The 17,082-nt window shown below is 73.3% G+C and carries 13 protein-coding genes; 7 read left to right on the plus strand and 6 right to left on the minus strand.

Annotated features, from left to right (window positions below; all coding sequences use genetic code 11):
* Nucleotides 1-298 precede the first annotated feature (298 nt).
* Entirely contained in the window at nt 299-838 is a 540-nt protein-coding gene (locus ACIGEZ_RS02215) for a winged helix-turn-helix domain-containing protein (RefSeq protein WP_399824751.1), read from the plus strand.
* Here ACIGEZ_RS02215 and ACIGEZ_RS02220 read toward each other — a convergent pair whose 3' ends face one another.
* Both ACIGEZ_RS02220 and ACIGEZ_RS02225 read right to left on the minus strand, forming a co-directional pair.
* Nucleotides 839-2,338, minus strand: a complete 1,500-nt coding sequence (locus ACIGEZ_RS02220) for a PepSY-associated TM helix domain-containing protein (RefSeq protein WP_399824753.1) — start codon at nt 2,336-2,338, stop codon at nt 839-841.
* A 55-nt stretch (nt 2,339-2,393) separates the two neighbouring features.
* The gene (locus ACIGEZ_RS02225; protein ID WP_399824755.1) at nt 2,394-3,071 is read right to left on the minus strand and encodes a hypothetical protein; all 678 of its coding nucleotides are present in this window, start codon (nt 3,069-3,071) and stop codon (nt 2,394-2,396) included.
* A gap of 201 nt (nt 3,072-3,272) precedes the next feature.
* Between ACIGEZ_RS02225 and ACIGEZ_RS02230 the strand changes: the two genes are divergently transcribed.
* From ACIGEZ_RS02230 to ACIGEZ_RS02245, 4 genes are all read left to right on the plus strand, one after another.
* The gene (locus ACIGEZ_RS02230) at nt 3,273-4,073 is read left to right on the plus strand and encodes a tyrosine-protein phosphatase (protein WP_399824756.1); all 801 of its coding nucleotides are present in this window, start codon (nt 3,273-3,275) and stop codon (nt 4,071-4,073) included.
* Nucleotides 4,074-4,175: 102 nt separating this feature from the next.
* Nucleotides 4,176-6,107 (plus strand): hypothetical protein, encoded by a 1,932-nt coding sequence (locus ACIGEZ_RS02235; protein WP_399824757.1) that lies wholly within the window; start codon nt 4,176-4,178, stop codon nt 6,105-6,107.
* 96 nt (nt 6,108-6,203) lie between these two features.
* Nucleotides 6,204-7,088, plus strand: a complete 885-nt coding sequence (locus tag ACIGEZ_RS02240; protein ID WP_399824759.1) for a metal-dependent hydrolase — start codon at nt 6,204-6,206, stop codon at nt 7,086-7,088.
* A 3-nt stretch (nt 7,089-7,091) separates the two neighbouring features.
* Nucleotides 7,092-8,153, plus strand: coding sequence for a PDR/VanB family oxidoreductase (locus ACIGEZ_RS02245; protein ID WP_399824760.1), 1,062 nt, complete (start codon nt 7,092-7,094; stop codon nt 8,151-8,153).
* A 28-nt stretch (nt 8,154-8,181) separates the two neighbouring features.
* Here the strand turns inward: ACIGEZ_RS02245 and ACIGEZ_RS02250 are convergent, their stop codons facing one another.
* Nucleotides 8,182-8,586 carry a hypothetical protein gene (locus tag ACIGEZ_RS02250; RefSeq protein WP_399824761.1) on the minus strand — a complete coding sequence of 135 codons (405 nt, stop codon included), beginning with the start codon at nt 8,584-8,586 and terminating at the stop codon, nt 8,182-8,184.
* Between the two features lie 38 nt (nt 8,587-8,624).
* On the opposite strand from ACIGEZ_RS02250, the gene ACIGEZ_RS02255 reads away from it, so the two are divergent.
* Nucleotides 8,625-9,392, plus strand: a complete 768-nt coding sequence (locus ACIGEZ_RS02255) for a TetR/AcrR family transcriptional regulator (protein WP_399824763.1) — start codon at nt 8,625-8,627, stop codon at nt 9,390-9,392.
* Here ACIGEZ_RS02255 and ACIGEZ_RS02260 read toward each other — a convergent pair.
* Nucleotides 9,377-9,709: a 5-carboxymethyl-2-hydroxymuconate Delta-isomerase gene (locus ACIGEZ_RS02260; RefSeq protein ID WP_399824765.1), complete on the minus strand. Its 333-nt coding sequence runs from the start codon at nt 9,707-9,709 to the stop codon at nt 9,377-9,379. The genes ACIGEZ_RS02255 and ACIGEZ_RS02260 overlap by 16 nt on opposite strands.
* Before the next feature lie 53 nt (nt 9,710-9,762).
* On the opposite strand from ACIGEZ_RS02260, the gene ACIGEZ_RS02265 reads away from it, so the two are divergent.
* Nucleotides 9,763-9,948 carry a hypothetical protein gene (locus ACIGEZ_RS02265; protein ID WP_399824767.1) on the plus strand — a complete coding sequence of 62 codons (186 nt, stop codon included), beginning with the start codon at nt 9,763-9,765 and terminating at the stop codon, nt 9,946-9,948.
* A gap of 12 nt (nt 9,949-9,960) precedes the next feature.
* Here ACIGEZ_RS02265 and pulA read toward each other — a convergent pair whose 3' ends face one another.
* Entirely contained in the window at nt 9,961-15,336 is a 5,376-nt protein-coding gene (gene pulA, locus ACIGEZ_RS02270) for a pullulanase-type alpha-1,6-glucosidase (RefSeq protein WP_399824769.1), read from the minus strand.
* Nucleotides 15,337-15,368: 32 nt separating this feature from the next.
* Nucleotides 15,369-17,069 (minus strand): carbohydrate-binding module family 20 domain-containing protein, encoded by a 1,701-nt coding sequence (locus tag ACIGEZ_RS02275; RefSeq protein ID WP_399824771.1) that lies wholly within the window; start codon nt 17,067-17,069, stop codon nt 15,369-15,371.
* Nucleotides 17,070-17,082: the final 13 nt, after the last annotated feature.

A 17,082-nucleotide genomic window follows, 5' to 3' on the forward strand; every position in this document is an offset into this window, starting at 1 on the left:
CGGCATGTGGGAAAGACGACAGGGGATTCGGCCGGCAGGGGACTGCCCACGGCACTTCCCTGCTGGTTTAATAGGGATATGGCCGAGAGGAAGAACGACAGCGCGAGGGGTCGCCTCGACCTCGAGCCGTTCTGGCCTTCCCGGCAGCACCACGACTTCGACCGGTGCTGTCGGCGCGTGAGGAACGCGTCGGCCCTCTAAAGCCCCGATCGGCAGATTCCGGTCCCGCGGCCTTCGGCCGACGCGCATGACGTACGACGACCTTCCGTCCGTTCTCGCGCGAAAGAGCTGAGTCCTCATGGCCCACACCCAGGCTGCCGCCACCCTCACCGCCCTCCGTCCCCGTACCGAGCGTCCCGAGCGTCACCGGCTGCGGGCCGTCGATCCCGACGAGGTCGCCGGACTCGCGCGGGTCGCGGACTTCCTGCCGCCCGGTGCCACGCTTCTGCCCGCGCCGCAGCACGCGCTGCCGGTGCTGCCGGGCCGGCCGCCCATGGTCGGGTATCTGGTCCTGCTGCCCGCGGATCAGGAGCCGCCCGCCGCGAGCGTCACCGAGCAGGGGCCCGTGGTCATCGACGGGGTGCAGCGGGTCGCCGTCGTGGACGGGCGGGCGCTGGACCTGACGTATCTGGAGTTCGAACTCCTCGCCCATCTCGTCGCCCACCCGCACCGCGTGCACACCCGCGACCAGCTGGTCACGACCGTGTGGGGGTACGGGCACGTGGGCGACGGCCGGACCGTCGACGTCCATGTGGCCCGGCTGCGCCGCAAGCTGGGGGCCGAGCACCGCCACACGATCCAGACCGTGCGGCGGGTCGGCTACAAGTACACCCCCTGATCAGGGAGTTCCGGCGGGGTCCGGGCCGCGTCGGCCGGCCCGGATCCGCGTCACCACACCGGCGGTGACGTCCACGGCCAGGAACGCCGCCAGGCTGATGCCGAGCAGCGGCACGAACCAGGACGTCAGTGCCGTCACCGCGAGCAGCGGCAGCAGCATCGTCGGCGGGACCTTGCGCCACGCGCCCCGCGCCACCGGACGGCCCGGGCGGCGCAGCCACCACATGCGGTAGCCCCAGACGATCAGCAGGATCAGCGCGAGCGCCAGGGCGGCGAGGGCCAGCTGGTTGAACAGGCCGAGGAAGACGCCCATATGGGCGTCGATGCCGACCCGGGTGAGCTTGGCGAGCAGCGGGTAGTCGGCGAAGTCCAGCCGGTCGAGGACCGCACCGTCGGCCGGGTTCACGGCGACCGAGTCCAGCTCGGCCGGGAACTGCTTGTCGGTCTCCTTCACCACGTAGCCGCTGCCCTCGGCCGGCAGCACCACGGAGATCGACGGGCTGTCGATGCCGGCCCCGCGGGCCGCCTCGACCGCCTTGTCGATGCCGATGTCCGCACCCTGGGCGACGGGTGCCGGGTGGTGGCCGGCGCCGTGGCCCGCGTGCTCGCCCGCGCCGCCCGCGCCGCCGGTGATGCCCGCGGAGAGCGCCGGGGTGGCGCCGCCGAGCCGGTCCTGGACCGAGCCGATGTTCTCGCCCGCGTACCGCGACCAGGTCAGACCGGTGGCGGACAGGGCCACCAGACCGGCCACCGCCCACAGGCCGACCGCGCCGTGCCAGGAGAGCGTACGGCGGCGGGACTTCGGGCCGCGCTCGGGCAGGAAGAGGGCCCGGCGGTTCTTCCGGCGACGGCCGAGCCACAGCAGCAGCCCGCCCAGCGCGACCACCCACAGCCAGCTGGCGGCCAGCTCGCTGTAGTTGCGGCCGAGCTCGCCGAGGTGCAGGTCGACGTGCAGCCCGGAGATCCAGGTGCGCAGCGGCAGCGCGCCGGAACTGCCGTAACTGGGCAGCTCTCCGCGTATGTCACCGGTGTACGGGTCGACGAAGACGGCCATCGAGGTGCCCTCGGGCGCCTCGGGGTCGGCCATCAGGACCCGGGTGGTGGCGCCGGGTTCGGCGCCCGGCCAGACGGCGGTGACGGTGCCGTCGGCGTTGGCCTTACGGGCGGCCTCGACCTGCTGCGAGAGGGGCAGGGCCGTGGCCCCGTCCGGCACCGGGACCTCGAGCTCGTGCGCGTACACGAGCTTCTCGGCCGGGACGGACAGCGCGTAGAGGAGTCCGCTGACGGCGGACACGAGGAGGAACGGGGCGACGACGACGCCCGCGTAGAAGTGCAGGCGCAGGACGAGCGGGCGCAGGGCCGCCCAGCCGCCCGGCCGCCCGGCGGAGGCGGTCGGGGCCGCGGTGGCCGGCGTCGCGGTGGCCGGGGTGTCGGTGGTGGTCGTGGTGGTCGCGGGTGGCGTCCCGGGGGTGTCCGGGCGTGCCACGTCGTCGATGGTCATGACGGTCCTAGGAGTCGTGTGTCGACACGGGGAAGCGACCCCCGGTCGATCCACGTCAGATGAGTGCTCCGAGGGCCGTGGCGCGGGGTGCGGGCGGGCGGGGCGGACCGCGCCGGGAGACGGCGTGCGCGAGGACGACGCCGTGCGGCCGGCGGGTGTGCCGCCGGGGGCGTACCGGGCGGCGGGCCGGCAGGGCCGGGACGAGGACGCGTACGGCGGCGAGCAGCAGCCGCAGCGGTGCCCACGCGCGGGCCCGGACGGTGCGGGCCAGCGCGAACAGCGCGGCCTCGCCCCTGGCCAGCCAGAGCCCGCAGGCCAGGGCGGCGATCAGGTGGGCGGCGAGCATGCCGGAGCCCGAGCCGGAGGCGTGGGTCGTGGCGCTGTCCATGGCGTGCGCCATGTGGTCCGCGTGGGCGGCATGCGCTGAGTGCGCCGCGTGTGCCGCATGGGTCAGGTACGGGTCCGCCAGCACCGCCGCCGGCAGCTCCGCCTCGGCGCCCGCCGTCCCCGGACCGGCCATGCCCGGACCGGCCATGCCCATGCCCATGCCCATGCCCGGCATCCCGCCGTGCTCCCCCGCCCCGAAGATCAGGTGCAGCGCCCCCTGTACGGCCGCGAGCCCGGTCGCGATGGCGAGCGGGCCGCGGCGGTGGCCGGCGGCCGTCCAGGCGAGGGCGGCCGTCACGGTGAAGGCCACGAGGAGGGAGGTCAAGGGGATCGCGTGGGCAGACATGGACGAATGCCCCACCGCTGCCAAAGTCACGCACACCGCCGCGAAGAGTGCGGCCCGGAGGGCGCGCAGAGGCGACCGGGTGTGCGTCATGGTGCGCACATGCTGTCATCCCGCCGCCGCGCACGACAGACCGCCCCCGGCGACCATCGGTTACGGTTCGTGGGAAAGTGCGATTCGCACCGGTTTCGGAGGAGTCGACGCATGCCCGCCATCCCCGCCGCCACCGTCGCCAACCTCCGTGACCTGGGCGCCCTTCCTCTCGGCGACGGCCGCAGCGTCCGCGAGGGCCTGGTGTTCCGCTCCGGGCAGCTCGACCGGCTGGACCCGGCCGACCCGGTGGTGGCCGGGCTCGGCATCCGTACCGTCGTCGACTTCCGCACCGCGGGCGAGCGGGCCGAGCGGCCCGACCACGTGCCGCCGGGCGGGCGGCTGCTCGTGGCGGACGTGCTCGCGGACCACCTGGCGGCGAGCGGGCTGCCGCCCGCCGCCCGGCTGAAGACCCTGCTGTCCGATCCGGCGCTCGCCGAGGAGCACCTGGGCGGAGGCCGGGCGCAGGCGGCGTTCCGGCGCACGTACCGGGCCTTCGTGTCCACCGAGTCGGCGCGGGCCTCCTATCGGGCGCTCCTCACCGAGCTGGGCGATCCGTACGCCGGTCCGCTGCTCTTCCACTGCACGGCGGGCAAGGACCGCACGGGCTGGGCGGCGACGATCGTGCTCGCGCTGCTCGGCGCGGACGAGAGGACGGTGATGGCGGAGTACCTGTCGGTCAATCCGGGGGTACGCCAGGCCTTCGCGCCGCTCATCGAGGGCTTCACCGCGCAGGGCGGTGACCCGGAGCTGGCGCTCGCGCTGATCGGGGTGGTGCCGGAGTACCTGGAGGCGGCCCTGGACGAGGTGGCGGTCCGGCACGGGTCGATGGAGAAGTACGTACGGGAGGGGCTCGGCGTCCCGGACGAGGTGACGGAGCTGATCCGCGAGCGGCTGACGGTGTACGCGGCCTGAAGGGGCCGCGGGCCGGGCGCCGCGCCCGGACGCCCGGCGCCCGCGTCCCGGCCTCGGCACCCCCCGGGGTGACCATCGGAAGATTCGCTCGTTCTGCTGAACGTGAGCACCCAGGAACTCGCCCCGCCGCCCTCCCCCGACTCCCCCCGCCCCGGCCCCGTCGACGTGGAGCAGGCCGAGGCCGCGCTCGTCGAGCACTATCCACGGCTCGTCCGGATCGCCTACCTGGTACTGCCGCCCTCGCTCGGCCGCAATCGCCGGGTGCTGACCGCGCACGCGCTCGTGCAGCGCTCGCTGCCGCGCCGCCGCACCCCGGCCGCGGCCGTGCCGGGCTCGCGCCGGGCGGAGGACGCGGTGGATCCCGGGTACGCGTACGTACGGGGCGAGGTGCTGCGGCAGGCCCTGGTCGCCGGCCTCCCGCTCAGGCGCCGGGCGCTGCCGAGGCGGGCGCAGCTCCCGCCGCTGTTGCCGCAGGTATGGGGGCTGCGGCTGTTCCCGCGGGCCGGCGGTGCCGATGAACTGGCCCTGGACCAGCGGCTTTCGGCGCTCTCCGGGCCGGCCCGTGCGGCGTACGTGCTGCGCGGGCTGGAGCGGCAGGGCGACCCGGAGGTGCTGCGGGGTCTGTCGGCGGCCGGGGTCGAGGACCCGCAGGCGGCGCTGGAGGAGGCGGACGGGGTGGAGGCGCAGTACGCGCTCCTGGAGTCGCCCGAGTTCGACCCGTGCTCGCTGCAGGCGCGGCCTACGGACCTGATGCGGCGGCGTCAGCACGGCAAGGCGGCGCTCGCCGCGGCCGCGGCGGCGCTCGTGTGCGGGACGCTGCTCGGGCTGCCGGGCGACGGGTGGGGCAGAAACGGTGCTGCGGCCCCTTCGTACGCCCGCAACCCGGCGGCGGAGGCGGCGCTCGATCCGGCGGGCGTGAAGCGGGTCGACGCGGTGGCGTGGCGGGTGTCCTCGCGGCAGGACTTCTCGGTGTGGCCTGCCCGCGGCGCGCTGAGCGGCGACTCGGGACTGCTGCGACGGGCGCTCGCGGTGTGGGCGAGGCCGGGGCCGACCGTACAGACCTCGGCGACTCCAGGGACGCCGCCGGGGCCGCCGATGGGCTCGCCGCAGCTGCTGTTCGCGGGGCGGGTGGACGCCGCGCGCGTGGTGCTGTTCTTCGACGGGCTGCGGGTGGTGCGGTACGCGGAGCCGGTCGGGGACACGAGCGGGGCGGCGCTGGACTTCGCGCGTACGGACGGGGCGGACGCGGTCGGTTCGGCGGCGCTCGTGGTGTCCCGCGCGTCGGGCAACGTCCGCTATCTGACGGCGCCGTGGGTGAAGGAGGCGGCGGTACGGGACCTGCTGGCTCCCGCGAAGGAGGCGCGGCCGCTGCCCCGGGACGCGTACGGGGTGACGGAGCCGATGCCGAGCCCGGCGACGGCCCGGGACTGTACGCGCTGGAACACGCTTCAGGTCCGCGACGAGACCGGCGGCACGCGGCTCCTGACCGACCTGGGCGAGCTCGCCCCGGCCCGGCTGACCTCGGGCCCGCCCGGGAGGCCGGCGGACGCGACGGGGGCGGCGGCGCGGGAGTCCTGGGCGCGGACGGCGTGCCAGCTTGCGGCGGTGCGGTCGCACGGGGTGCGGGCGGTGAACTCCTGGGCGTTCGCGGCGCAGGCGCTGCCCGAAGGGGGCGGCACGGCGGAGTGGCTGTGCGCGCGGGCGGAGACGTGGCGGGGGACCGGGAGCCGGACCCTGGCGCTGTTCCGCGCGCCGGGCGCCATGGGGACCGCGGCACTCGCGGCGCGCTCCGAGGGGGCGCCGGCTTGCGGGGTGCGGGAGGCGCGGGTGTTGGCGGGAGTGGTGTGGCAGGCGAGGAGTGGGCAGTGGTACGTGCTGGCCGCGGGGACGGGGGACTTCGCGGCGCTGGCGTTGTCGGGGGGCGTCGAGGCGCGGGTCGAGGGCCATCTGCTGGCCGTCAAGGCGGAGCCGGGCAGCCGGGCGGATCTGACGGGGACGCTGCGGGACGGGACACGGGTGGGTGCTTTGCGGTAGGCGCCCCCGCGACGAGACGCCTGGCGCCTGGCGCCAGGCCGAAAAACAGCGTGCACGCCCCTGTTCCCCTGCGCTACCCCTCAGTACATTGACGCCATGTCTAATACGCAGCCTGTACCGGTGGCGTCGGAACACATCGAGCTCAAGGCCCGCAAGGTCTCCTTCGACTGGGAGGAGACCCCGCTGCACTGGGTTCCCGGCGACCCGTTCACCACCCACACGATCAACGTGCTGCACCTGCTGCTCCCCGCCGGCGAGCGCTGGTTCGTGCACGTCTACAAGCAGGTCCTGCCGTACATCACCGACGATCGGCTGCGTGCGGACGTCATCGGCTTCATCGGGCAGGAGGCCGTGCACTCCCAGGCGCACGACGACGTGCTGCCGCACCTCAAGGAGCTGGGGCTCGACCCCACCCCGTACACCGCGCAGGTCGACTGGTTCTTCGAGAAGCTGCTCGGCGACCGCACCCTGCCGCCGGGGCGGCCGCGGCGCTGGTGGCTGATGGAACGGGTCGCACTGATCGCCGCGATCGAGCACTACACGGCGTTCCTCGGCAACTGGGTGCTCAACGCAGACGAGTTGGACCGGGTCGGGGCCGACCCGGTCATGCTGGACCTGCTGCGCTGGCACGGCGCAGAGGAGGTCGAGCACCGCTCGGTCGCCTTCGAGCTCTTCCTCCACCTCGACGGCGGCTACCGCCGTCGTGCCCGCACCTGGGCGCTCGCGTTCTCCGCGCTCGTCTTCCTCTGGCAGCGCGGGATCCGCTTCTTCATGGAGAACGACCCTACGGTCCTCGACGCCAAGCCGTCGATCGGCCAGTTCGTCCGCAAGGGCCGGGAGGGCGTGCTGCCGTCGACGCCCGACATGCTGCGCTCCATCCCCCGTTATCTGAGCCGGAGTTACCACCCCACGCAGGAGGGCTCCACCGCCCAGGCCGCCGCGTACCTCGCAAGCTCCCCCGGCGCCAACGGAGGTCGCTGACCCATGCCCCGACTGCGTACCGTCGTCCTCGTCGCCGGGGCCGCGCTGCTCGCCAAGCGGGGGCTGCGCCGCCGGATCACCGCCTCGCCGCTGTGGCCGATGCCCGCGCTCGACGAGCCGGTCTCCGGCCGCGGCCGACGGTCCACCGTGACCCGGCGCGTGCTCGTCGCCGAGCGGGTATCGCCCGCCGAGGGCGTGGTCCAACTGCGCCTGGAGGGCAGCGGACTGCCCGCCTGGGAGCCGGGCGCCCACATCGACCTCGTGCTGCCTTCCGGGGCCGTGCGCCAGTACTCGCTCTGCGGCGACCCGGCCGACCGCGACTCCTACACCGTCGCCACCCGCCTGATCGAGCCCGACCAGGGCGGCCGCGGGGGCTCGCGCGAGGTCCATGAACAGCTGCACGTGGGCACGGAGGTCGAGATCCGCGGGCCGCGCAACCGCTTCCCGCTCGCCCCCGCGCCCGCGTACGTCTTCGTCGCCGGCGGCATCGGCATCACGCCGGTCCTGTCCATGGTGCGCGCCGCCCAGGCGGCAGGGGCCGACTGGCGGCTGCTGTACTGCGGCCGCAGCCGCGCCACCATGCCGTACGCCGACGAGCTCGAGGCCCTCGGCCGCGGCCGCACGACGGTGGTCGCGGAGGACGAGAGCGGGCTGCCCGAGCTCGCCTTCCTCGCCGGACTGCCCGAGGAGACCGCCGTCTACTGCTGCGGGCCCGAGGGGCTGATGGACGCCGTCACCGGCGCGCTGCCGGACGGCCGGGTCCCGCACCTGGAGCGGTTCTCCGCCGCCCGGGCCGAGGGCGGCGCGCCCTTCGAGGTCGAACTGCGGCGCTCCGGGCGGACGCTGACGGTGGCGGCCGACCAGTCGGTGCTCAGCGCGGTCCGCGAGGCGGTGCCCGGAGTCCTCTACTCCTGTCGGCAGGGCTTCTGCGGCACCTGCCAACAGCGGGTCCTGGAGGGCGAGATCGACCACCGCGACGAGCTGCTCACCGCCGCCGAGCGGGCCGACTCGATGCTGATCTGCGTCTCGCGCTGCGCGGGCGAGCGGCTCGTCCTCGACCTCTAGGAGACACCCCCGGGCCAGGGGGTGTCCGCTACGGCAGGACCAGCCAGTCCAGCGCGAGCGCGGTGAGCAGGCCGCCCACCAGGAGCCAGGTGGCCAGGCGGGTCCGGCCGTTGCGGGAGAGCTCGATCACGACGCCGCAGAGGATCATGGCGAGCCCGTACACGCCGACGACGAGGACGGAGGTCCGGCTCGCCAGGCGGATCACCAGGACGACGGCCATCACCACGAGCAGAACCGATCCCGCGGCTATCCGGAGGCGCCGGGCCTGCTTGGGGGTGAGGGCACCGTCGGCCGGTGCGTCCTCGGCGAGTTCGGCGTCCTCGGCGGGTTCCGCCTCCTCGTCGGGTCCGGCGTCCTCGGCGAGTTCCGTGCCCTCGGCCCGTTCCTCCCCGGCGACCGCCGTGTCCGGGGTGTCCTGCTCAGAAGCGCTCATGTGCCGGGAGCGTAACGGACTCCCGTTAGGCTGTTCGCATGACGACCGGGGTACGGCGACGGATGGGCGTCGAGGAGCGCAAGCAGCAACTGATCGGGGTGGCCCTCGAGCTGTTCAGCCACCGCTCCCCCGACGAGGTCTCCATCGACGAGATCGCCGCGGCCGCGGGCATCTCCCGGCCGCTGGTCTACCACTACTTCCCCGGCAAGCAGTCCCTGTACGAGGCGGCCCTGCGACGGGCGGCCGACGAACTGGCGGCCCGCTTCGTCGAACCGCCGCAGGGCCCGCTCGGCGCCCGGCTGCTGCGGGTGATGGGCCGCTTCTTCGACTTCGTGGACGGGCACGGGCCGGGATTCGCCGCGCTGATGCGGGGCGGCCCCGCGGTCGGCTCCTCGACCACCAACGCGATGATCGACGAGGTGCGGCAGGCGGCGTACGAGCAGATCCTGGCCCACCTGGAGGTCGACGAGCCCCCGGCGCGGCTCGAACTGGTCGTGCGCTCCTGGGTGTCGCTCGCCGAGTCGACGGCGCTGCTGTGGCTGGACGGGCGCCGGGTGCCGCGCGAGGAGCTGGAGCTCCAGCTCGTGCACGACTTCGCGGCGCTCGCCGCGGTGAGCGCCGCCTATGACGAGGAGATGGCGGGGATCATGCTCCGCATCCTCGCCGGCGAACCGGCCGACGGGCCGTTCGGCGACCTGATCGGCAGGCTCGCCACACTCCTCCCGGCCCCGCAGGAGGCGCCCCAGGAGGCCCCGCAGGAGCTCCTCCCGGCAGCCCCGCGGGTACCGGGTCAGCGCTTGGCGTAGGAGGCGTCGAGGTCGCGCACCTCGGCGGAGACGTGTACGCCCTCCCGCTCCTTGAGGTGGGCCGGCACCAGGGCGATCACCGCTTCGGCGAGGCGGGCCTTGGCCTCGGCGGTGCGCCCCGCGAGCAGCGCGATCTCCACGTGGACGACCGTGTCGTGCGTGGCGCCGTCGCCGACGACCAGCTCCTCGACCTCACGGAAGCGGGTCTTGCACGCGTCGAGCCGGGCGTCGACCGTCTCCACGACGAGCGGGTGCAGCGCGAGCGCGAACCCGCGCCGGTCGAGCGGCGCGGAGTAGTCGACGGTGATCTGGGGCATGGGTCTCGCTCCTGGTGGCACGGATGTCTGGCCACACCTTTACGGTGATCACCGTGACGGCACAAGTGACCTTCCGGCAGGCGGACGACCGCGACCTCGCCATCCTGGTGGATGTGCACGACGCGGCGGCGCGCTGGATGGTGCTCAGCGGGATCGGCCAGAGGCGACCGGGACCGGCCGGGTGCTGCTGGGCACGCGACACGAAGGCCGCGCCCCGGTCAGGGGGCGCGGCCTGGTGAGCCGTGCGGCGGTCAGCGCGCGGTGTAGACGGCGACCGTGCGGGCCGGGACGGTGAAGGTGCCCGAGCCCGTCTCGTACGAGGCGGACCTGACCGTCGGGTCGGAGCCGCCTGCCTGGACCGGGTGGAGGCGGTAGGCCTGCCCGGCCAGGGCGCCGATCGTCTGCCGCTGCCGCTGCGGGGTCGCGTTGAAGACGACGACGAGGTCGCCCAGGCGCATGGTGATCACGCCGGGGGTCTCGTCGCGGCCGGAGAGCGGGAAGGACAGGGTGTCCTGGACCCGTGCGGCCGTGGCGAGGGAGAAGGCCGGCTCGGTGCTCCGGATCCTCAGCAGGTCGCGGTAGGCGGCGGAGGCACCGTCGATCTCGGTGCAGCCGGCCGTCAGGGCCGGGGCGGTGAGGAGCGGCTTGCCGTAGCCCCACTTGGACTTGTTGTCGGGGGCCGGGGGCAGTCCGCGGCCGAAGCCGTTGCCGTCGCGGCAGTCCCAGTGGATCGCGTTGAACCAGTCCCCGCTGTCGTACGAGTTGCGGTCCAGCGACTTCGAACGGAGCAGGTCGCTGCCCGCCTGGGAGAGCGACGGGCCCTGCGAGAGGGTGGCCGTGGCCATGGCGAGGACCTGCATGCGGGCCCGGTCGGCGGCCGGCGTGCCGGCCGGCAGCTTGAAGGCGAGGGCGTCGTACAGGGCCTCGTTGTCGTGGGCGTCGGCGTAGGCGAGGGCGTCGCCGGGTGCGGCGGCGTAGCCGGCCGGGGCGCCGTTGTAGTCGACCTCGGAGCCCTTGACCGTACGCCCGCCCGTGTCGGTGAAGGTGTACGAGGCGAGGTTGCCGGTCAGGCCGACCTTGATCAGGTCCTGGTAGTGGAGCAGCCGGGCCTTCTGCTGCTCCGGGGAGCCGTTGGCGGAGGAGGAGTTGGGGTCGGTGAACAGGCCGGAGGCGAAGCCCTGGACGCCCGGGTCCTCGTCGAAGGGGCCGCCGCCGCGTACGGCGTCACGGGCCCGGTCGGAGAAGGTGGCGACGCCGGTGCCGGCCATGTTCTTCTGGGTGGCCTGGACGAAGCGGGCGTCGTCGGCGATCTCGCCGAAGTTCCAGCCCTCGCCGTAGAGGACGATCGCCTTGCCGTCGACGCCGTCCCTCTCGACGGTGAGCGCGTCCAGAGCGGCCCGCACGGCGAGGATGTTCGCCTTCGGGTGGTGGCCCATGAGGTCGAAGCGGAAGCCGTCGACCTTGTACTGCTTCGCCCAGGTGACCACCGAGTCGACGACGAGCTTGCCCATCATCGCGTTCTCGGGCGCGGTGTTGGCGCAGCAGGTGGAGGTGGCGACGGTGCCGTCGGCCTGGAGGCGCTGGTAGTAGCCGGGCACGATCCTGTCGAGGACGGACTTGTCGGACTGCCCGGCGGCGACGGTGTGGTTGTAGACGACGTCCATGACCGTGCGCAGGCCCTGGCCGTTGAGGGCCTGGACCATCTGCCGGAACTCGACCGTGCGGCGGGTGCCTTCGGGGTCGGTGGCGTAGGAGCCCTCGGGGACGGTGTAGTGCAGCGGGTCGTAGCCCCAGTTGAACGCGTCCTTGGCCGCCGCGGCGGCGACGCAGGCCTGCTGCTCCTCGGAGTCGGGGGCGTAGACCTTCAGATCGCAGGCGGGGGCGGTCTGGTCGGACTTCTTCTCGGGGATGGTGCCGATGTCGAAGGCGGGCAGCAGGTGGACGTAGGAGGTGCCGGAGTCGGCCAGCGCCTTCAGGTGCTGCGAGCCCTTGCTCCCCTTGTCCGTGAAGGCCAGGTAGGTGCCCCGGTGGCCGGCCGGCGCCGTCGGGTCCGCGATGGAGAAGTCGCGGATGTGCAGCTCCTGGATCTGGGCGTCGCGCAGCGGCACGGCGGCGGGCTTCCTCAGGTTCTTCCAGCCGGCCGGGGCGAGCCGGGCGTCGGCGAGGTCGACGACGAGGCTGCGGGCGGAGTCGGTGGTGAGGGCGGTGGAGTAGGGGTCGGTGACCTTGTTGTCGACGACCTTCCCGACGCTCGGCGCCCAGACCTTCACGACGTACCGGTACGGCTTGCCCGCCCAGGACTTCGGGCCGGTGACGGACCAGACGCCGGAGGCGTCGTCGCGCCGCATGGGCACGGTCCTGCCGTCGAGTTCGAGGGCGACGGACCGGGCGGTCGGGGCCCACAGCGAGAGGGTGGGCCGGCCGCCGCGGAAGACCGGGCCGAGGGCGGCCCGGCCGGCCTTCGCCGCGTACAGGTCGTCGAGGACCCCGGCGGTCTGGACGCCGGTGGCGGTGAGGACGGCGCCGTTCGCCGCGTACTGGGCGGCGACGAGCTGGCCCTTGAGGGCCTCGCGGACGCGGTCCCGGTCGCGCGGGTCGACGGTGAACGCCCCGTACGACTTCAGGTGCGGGAAGGCGGCCTTCTGCGCGTCGGTGAGCTGCGACCTGGTCAGGCGCAGGACCGTGCGGTCGCCGGTGAGGGCGCCGTCCCGCACGGCGAGGGAGCCGTCGCGGGAGGCGAGGAGGACGCTGGAGGCGGCGGCGTCGCTGCCGTTCCAGGCGAGGGTGGTCGCGTCGATCCAGACGGCCTGGGCCTTGGTGAGGTCGAGGGCCGCGCCGCTTCCCTTGGGCTGCGGCAGCAGGTACTTCTCCTGTCCGCCGAGCAGCCACACCTCGTGGCCGTTCGCCTTGAGGTCGAGTGACTGGTCGGTGGGCAGGTCCTTCTCGTCGCCCTTGTGCAGGATGTACGAGAGGGAGGTGGCTCCGGCCGCGAGCGGGACCTCGTAGACCGCTCCGTAGGCGTCGGTGCGGACCGGCTCCAGCGGCTTGGTCCAGTCGGTCGGGTTCGCGGCACCGGTCCAGGTGTGCAGGCCCCAGCCGGTGTGGTCGCCGTCGGCGCGCTTGTAGTGCAGGACGGCCTTCGTCGTGTCCTGGGGCGGGTAGGCGCCCGCGGGGGCGGCGTTCAGGACCTCGGGCCTGCCCTGCTCGATCCAGACCTCGCCGGTCCTGGACAGGTCGATGCTGCGATCGGCGTCGGTGTCCTTGACGCCGTCCTTGTTCACGGCGATGAAGCCGACCGACGAGGCACCGGGCTTGAGCTTGACGTAGGCGAAGGCGCCGTAGGCGTCGCGGCCGGTGAAGGGCTTGCCCGCCGGCCAGTCGGTGCCCTCGCCGTCGGCGATGTCGCCCCAGGTGTAGAGGCCCCAGTCGGCGTAGTCGCCGCCGGCGCGCTTGTAGTGGACGATCGCGTAGTCGCGCTGGGTGGCGGTCGGCGGCTGCTCGACGGCCGGGGCGCCGCTGGTGGTGGCGGCGGTGGCGCTCGCGGTGCGGCCGGCGCTGTCGACGACGACGGCCTTGTAGCGCAGCGCGGTCCCGGCGGCGGCGGTGACCTTCTGGGTGACCTTGTACGGCGCGTGGTCGGCGGTCCCGAGGACCTGCCACTTCCCGTTGCCGGACTGGGCGGCGAAGACCACCCGGTTCAGCTGTCCGCCCGCGACGTCGGCGGAGAGCTCGACGGTGCCGGTGGCGCCGGCCGCGGGGGCCTTCAGGGTGAGCGCGGGCGGCGCGGCCGGGGCCGGCAGCGGGGCGTCGGCCTTGAGGACCAGGGACGACAGGGCGGGGACGGTGACGGTGACCTTGCCGTTCTCCGCCGCGACGGGGCCCTGACCCCCGTACAGGACGTGGAAGGCGGCCGAGCCTGCGGGCACGGTCGCCATCCTGGCGGTGGTGGCGCTGTTGGTGGCGACCAGGTACTCGGTGCGCCGCTTGGCGTCGGTGCGGGAGAAGGCGTAGACGGGGCCTTCGGCGTAGCGCTGTTCCTGGACGCCGTCGCGCAGCGCCGGGTGCTCTCGGGTGAGCTTCGACAGGGCGGCGATCTGCCGGTACAGCGGGTGCGAGGTGTCGTAGGCGTCGCTCGCGTGCGTGCGGTCGGTGCCCAGCTGGTCGTCGTCCAGGTAGTCGGCGGTCTTCGAGGCGAAGAGGCTCTGCCGGGCGTCCTTGTCGCCGCCGGGTCCGGTGAAGCCCTGCTCGTCGCCGTAGTAGACGACGGGGTTGCCCCGGCTGAGGAACATCAGCTCGTTGGCGAGCCGGTAGCGCTGGAGGAGTTCGGCGTCGCCGGCCTTCGGGTTGTCCTGCTTGAGGAAGGTGCCGAAGCGGCCCATGTCGTGGTTGCCGAGGAACGGCACCGACTCGTAGGCGTTGGCCTTGTCGGTGGTGTAGCGGTAGTCCTGCGCGAAGAGGTTCGCCAGCTTGTCGGCCGGGCCGCTCTGGGAGGCGAAGGTACGGGCGGCGTCCTGGAAGGGGAAGTCGAGGGTGGCGTCCAGGCGGCCCTCGGTCACGTACGGGGCGGTGATCGCCGGGTCGGCGGAGTAGACCTCGCCGAACATGAAGAAGTCGTCCCGGCCGTGCTTCGCGGCGTACTCGTCGAGAGCGGTGGCCCACTGGGTCCAGAACTCGGTGTTGACGTGCTTGACGGTGTCGATGCGGAAGCCGTCGATGTCGAAGTCGCGCACCCAGCGCTGGTAGATCTTCTCCATGCCCTCGACGACCTCGGGACGCTCGGTCCACAGGTCGTCGAGACCGGCGAAGTCGCCGTACGAGGAGGACTCGCCCGCGAAGGTCGAGTCGCCCCGGTTGTGGTACATCGTCGGGTCGTTGAGCCAGGCGGGGATCTTGGCGTTCTTCTCGTCCGCGGCGACGACGGGGGTGCGCGGGAAGGAGTCGCGGTCGACGGCGGGGAAGCGCCGGGGCCCGGCGGCGGAGTCCGCGTAGTCGGCGTCGTCGAAGGGCACCCCGTCCTTCGTCAGGTACGGGAAGGCGCCCTTGGCGAGGTAGCCGTGGGACTGCTCCTCGTAGTCCACGACGTCGGCGGTGTGGTTGGTGATGACGTCGAAGAAGACCTTCATGCCCTTGGCGTGGGCGGCGTCGATCAGCTTCTCCAGGTCGGCGTTGGTGCCGAAGTGCGGGTCGACCTGGGTGAAGTCGGTGATCCAGTAGCCGTGGTAGCCGGCGCTGGCGTCCTTCCCCTCCCCCTGTACGGGCCGGTTCTTGAAGATCGGCGCCATCCAGATGGCGGTGGTGCCCAGGCCCTTGATGTAGTTGAGCCGCTCGGTGAGGCCCTTGAGGTCGCCGCCCTGGTAGAAGCCCTTGTCGGTGGGGTCGAAGCCGGTCCGGGTGCGGCTGCCGGTGAGGCCGCCGCGGTCGTTGGCCGGGTCGCCGTCGGCGAAGCGGTCGGGCAGGACGAAGTAGAACTGCTCGCGGGTCAGGTCGTGGCGGGCCGGGGTGGCGGCGAGCGCCCGGTCGGAGGGCGGGGCGGGGGGCCGGGGCGCGGCCGCCGCGGGGGCGACCGGCACGAGGGCCGCGCACAGGGCGGCGGCCAGGACGGCCGCCGCCGTTCTCTTGCGTGTCACGAGGGTGCTCCCAGGAAGGGGGGACGGGAACGTCAGTTGCGGAAGGTGTCGTTCAGGGCGACCCGGCCCGAGGCGGGGACCGTCGCGGTGCGGTCGGCACCGGACTCCCAGGTCACGTTCCCGGCCTCGTCCTTGCGGAGGTACTTGTACGCGAAGGCCGTTCCGGCGGGCAGCGGGACGGTCAGCTTCCAGACGGGGTACGTGGCCGGGTCGAGCTTGACGGCGGCGGCCGGGGACCAGTTGCCGAGCTCGGGACGGTTGCCGGTGACGTAGATGTTCTGGCCCACCACGGTCGTGGCGTTGACGGCGAAGGAGGCGCCGGTGCTCGCGGGCGGCGGGGTGCTGCCGCCGGCGCCGCAGGTCGTGGCGCCGGTGTGCAGGGCGACGGCGGTGTTCGCGGCGAGGGTGGCCGTGAACTGGCCCGCGGAGTTCACCGTGACCGGGTTGTCCGACTGGACGTCGCAGTAGGTGCCGGCCGGCAGGGAGGTCTGGAAGGTGCGGGTGAGGGCGGCGGACTCGTGGTTGATCGCCACGTACGCCTTGGTACCGCGGCCGAACGCGATCGCGTTGCCGCCGTTGTCCCACCAGTCGGTGACGGCCTGTCCGCGGGCGGTGTTGCGGAAGGCGACCATGGAGGCCGTCTCGCGCCAGGCGTGCTGGCACTTCCAGCCGTCGCTGTAGCAGGCGTTCACCTGACCGCCGTTCGGCGGGCCGGCGTCCTTGTCGGTCCACTCGTAGCCGGAGTGGACGTCCGGGGAGCCGTAGGGCCAGGCGAGCATGAAGACGGAGGCGAGGGTGTAGTTCGCGCCGTCCTTGTAGTTGAGGGTGTCGCCGCCGCGCTCGGTGTCGTGGTTGTCGACGAAGACGCCGGACTGGCCGGAGGCCATGTAGCCCCAGGCCTCGCCGAAGTTCTTGAGGTAGGCCAGCTTCTCGTTCTGCAGGACCCGCTTGAGGTCGCGGGCGTAGCGGAACTCCTGGACGTCGCCGTTGCCGAGGTACTCGCTCGGGGAGACGGCCTCGCCCGCGCCGTAGATCGCCTCCTGCTTCCAGTAGACGCCGGGGTTCGTCAGCCGCGACTTGACGGCGGCCAGGTCGGCGGCCGGCATGTGCTTGGCGGCGTCGACGCGGAAGCCGTCGACGCCGAGGGAGAGCAGGTCGTTCAGGTAGCCCGCGATGCGGCCGCGGACGTAGTCCTCGCCGGTGTCGAGGTCGGGCAGCTGGACCAGTTCGCAGTTCTGGACGTCGGCGCGGTCCTGGTAGTTGGAGATCGCGGACCGGCAGTCGTCCATGTCGGCGCCGGAGTACAGGCCCGGGTAGTCGTACTTGGAGAAGGCGGTCCCGCCCGTTCCGGTGCCGGAGCCGTTCGCCATGTGGTTGATGACGGTGTCGGCGACGACCTTCACACCGGCCGCGTGGCAGGTGTCGATCATGCCCTTGAAGGCGGTGCGGTCACCGAGCCGGCCCGCGATCTTGTAGCTGACCGGCTGGTACGAGGTCCACCACTGCGCGCCCTGGAGGTGCTCCTGGGGCGGCGAGACCTGCACGTAGCCGTAGCCGGCCGGGCCGAGCTGCTCGGTGCAGGCCTTGGCCACCGAGGCGAAGTTCCATTCGAACATCACCGCGGTGACGTCCTTCGTGCCGGGGGCCGCGGCCTGCGCCGGGGCGGGTCCCGTGACGGCCACAGCGGCTCCCGCCACGAGGGCGAGTGCAGCGGCCACGGACTTCCTTGCCATGTTTCCTCCTGTA

Origin of the sequence: Streptomyces sp. NPDC085481 (assembly GCF_044541845.1) — a bacterium.
In the GTDB taxonomy this organism is placed as follows: Bacteria; Actinomycetota; Actinomycetes; order Streptomycetales; family Streptomycetaceae; genus Streptomyces.

Excerpts from the sequence above, each read along its gene's own strand:
- ACIGEZ_RS02215 (WP_399824751.1), top strand. The coding sequence starts at position 299 with ATGGCCCACACCCAGGCTGCCGCCACCCTCACCGCCCTCCGTCCCCGT.
- ACIGEZ_RS02220 (WP_399824753.1), bottom strand. The coding sequence starts at position 2,338 with ATGACCATCGACGACGTGGCACGCCCGGACACCCCCGGGACGCCACCC.
- ACIGEZ_RS02225 (WP_399824755.1), bottom strand. The coding sequence starts at position 3,071 with ATGTCTGCCCACGCGATCCCCTTGACCTCCCTCCTCGTGGCCTTCACC.
- ACIGEZ_RS02230 (WP_399824756.1), top strand. The coding sequence starts at position 3,273 with ATGCCCGCCATCCCCGCCGCCACCGTCGCCAACCTCCGTGACCTGGGC.
- ACIGEZ_RS02240 (WP_399824759.1), top strand. The coding sequence starts at position 6,204 with ATGTCTAATACGCAGCCTGTACCGGTGGCGTCGGAACACATCGAGCTC.
- ACIGEZ_RS02245 (WP_399824760.1), top strand. The coding sequence starts at position 7,092 with ATGCCCCGACTGCGTACCGTCGTCCTCGTCGCCGGGGCCGCGCTGCTC.
- ACIGEZ_RS02250 (WP_399824761.1), bottom strand. The coding sequence starts at position 8,586 with ATGAGCGCTTCTGAGCAGGACACCCCGGACACGGCGGTCGCCGGGGAG.
- ACIGEZ_RS02255 (WP_399824763.1), top strand. The coding sequence starts at position 8,625 with ATGACGACCGGGGTACGGCGACGGATGGGCGTCGAGGAGCGCAAGCAG.
- ACIGEZ_RS02260 (WP_399824765.1), bottom strand. The coding sequence starts at position 9,709 with ATGCCCCAGATCACCGTCGACTACTCCGCGCCGCTCGACCGGCGCGGG.
- ACIGEZ_RS02275 (WP_399824771.1), bottom strand. The coding sequence starts at position 17,069 with ATGGCAAGGAAGTCCGTGGCCGCTGCACTCGCCCTCGTGGCGGGAGCC.